Annotated in this window: 2 protein-coding genes and 1 pseudogene; 2 read left to right on the forward strand and 1 reads right to left on the reverse strand. The window is 67.4% G+C overall.

Features of this window, described 5'->3' with window-relative positions; all coding sequences use genetic code 11:
* Together VGC77_RS20240 and VGC77_RS20245 are read left to right on the forward strand one after the other, a co-directional pair.
* The coding region (locus VGC77_RS20240; RefSeq protein WP_331173360.1) for a tyrosine-type recombinase/integrase at positions 1-719 on the forward strand (719 nt) is incomplete at its 5' end.
* Positions 716-1,726, forward strand: a complete 1,011-nt coding sequence (locus VGC77_RS20245; protein WP_331173361.1) for a tyrosine-type recombinase/integrase — start codon at positions 716-718, stop codon at positions 1,724-1,726. The genes VGC77_RS20240 and VGC77_RS20245, both read left to right, overlap by 4 nt.
* 3 nt (positions 1,727-1,729) lie before the next feature.
* On the opposite strand, the pseudogene VGC77_RS20250 reads toward VGC77_RS20245, so the two are convergent.
* Positions 1,730-1,973, reverse strand: a pseudogene (locus tag VGC77_RS20250) (hypothetical protein); the annotation flags it as partial.

The raw sequence follows: 1,973 nt of genomic DNA on the forward strand, positions 1-1,973 counted from the left end.
TCCAGGAGACGATCGATCATTCACCGGTGCGGCTGCGGCCCCGTCGTGAGACGGCCCAGCGTATCCCTTACCTGTTCGACCTGCCGCACGCCCGTAGGCTGCTCGAGATCGCCACCGCGCTCGCCGATACCAACAACGCGCCGCTACGCGGCCCGACCTACGCGACGATCTTCGCGCTGCTCTTTGGCCTCGGGCTGCGCGTCGGCGAGGTGGCCCGGCTGACCCGGGCGGACATCGATCTCGATCGCCGCTTGTTCGTCATCCGCGAGACCAAGTTTGCCAAGTCCCGCCTGGTGCCCTTCGGTCCGTGCATGGCGGCGCGGCTTGTGGCCTATCTTGAGCTGCGGGAACACCGGATCGGCGCACTTGAGTCGCTCGCACCAGTATTCTCGTTCACCCCGGGACGGGCGATTCATCCAGGCACGATCAGCCAGACCTTCCATGCGATCGTTCCGCGCCTTGGCCTGATCCTGCCGGCGGGTGTCGCGGCGCCGCGCGTCCATGACCTGCGGCACAGCTTCGCCGTCGGCACCCTGCTGCGCTGGTATCGAGACGGTAGCGACCCGGGGAGCCGGTTGCTTCACCTGTCCACCTTCCTCGGCCACGTCGATCCGGCATCGACCGCCGTCTACCTAACCATCACGGCCGATCTGCTGCAGGCCGCCGGCGACCGCTTCGCGCGTTTCGTCGCGCCGCTCTCGACGGGAGCTGCGCCATGACCGCCCTGGGCCCCGTCGTCTACGGGTTCTTCGAGCGGCATCTGAAGGCCGAGAAAGGATTGAGCCCGGCGTCGGTCAGGAGCTACCGCGATACGCTCCGGCTCTTCCTCGGGTTCGTCGCCGACCAGCGCCGTCGGCAGATCACCCGGCTCGTGATCGAGGACCTCACAGCCGATCGGGTTCGCGCGTTTCTCAGTCACCTCGAAGCCGCGCGAGGCAATCATATTCGTACCCGCAACCAGCGCCTCGCGGCGCTGCACACCTTCTTCGCCTACGTGGCGGGCCAGGCACCCGAGATGCTGGCCGAGGCCGAGCGCGTGGCTGCCATCCCGATGAAGCGGGTGCCGTCGCCGGGTACACGGTTCCTCGAACGCGACGAGATCGAGGCGCTGTTCTCCACCATGCCCACCGAGGGATGCTCGGCGTTACGCGACCGAGCACTTCTATTGTTCCTCTACAACACCGGTGCGCGCGTGCAGGAGGCGGCTGATCTCGCCGCCGGCAATCTCGTCCTCGAACCGCAGCCGCGCGTCAATCTGCGTGGCAAGGGCGGCAAGTGGCGAACCTGCCCGCTATGGCCGGAGACCGCGCGCCTGCTCCGCGAGCTGCTTGCCGAGGAACCCGGCGACGCCTCGCCGACCAGCCCTGTCTTCACGTCCCGGCATGGCGCGCCGCTGACCCGGTTCGGGATCTACAAGCTGGTCCGGAGGCACGCGGCAAACCTTGGGGCCGGTCAAGAAGGCACACCGCGGCGCGTCTCGCCGCACGTGCTGCGCCACACCACCGCGGTCCATCTGCTCGAGGCCGGCGTCGAGGTCAACGTGATCCGCGGCTGGCTCGGCCATGTAAGCCTCGACACGACGAACCGCTATGCCGAGATCAATATCCGTATGAAGGAGGCGGCGCTAGCCGCGTGCGCTCCGCCGACGAGCGCTTCGGCGGCGTTCCCCCGAAGAGCCGTATGGCGCGATGACCCATCGCTGCTCAACTGGCTCACATCCCTCTGACGATTATGTGGCCGGGCAAGGGAGCAACGCGGCCCAATCCCGCGGTCTCTCACGCGCCCGGCCACATAACGACGAGCGGCACAGAACTGCGATTATGTTCCTGGACACATAATCGCAGACGATCTGCCGTGCCGAGCCGCCAAAACTGGCGAACGCGCCGACGTGGCAGCCGATCCAGTCCGGCAGCGACTGCGTCCAGCGCGCCTCGGCATAGGTGAAGTTGGAGGCGCCGAGCACCGCCACGAAC

This window comes from Rhodopseudomonas sp. (assembly GCF_036404135.1).
GTDB lineage: Bacteria > Pseudomonadota > Alphaproteobacteria > Rhizobiales > Xanthobacteraceae > Rhodopseudomonas_A.

Excerpts from the sequence above, each read along its gene's own strand:
- VGC77_RS20245 (WP_331173361.1), top strand. The coding sequence starts at position 716 with ATGACCGCCCTGGGCCCCGTCGTCTACGGGTTCTTCGAGCGGCATCTG.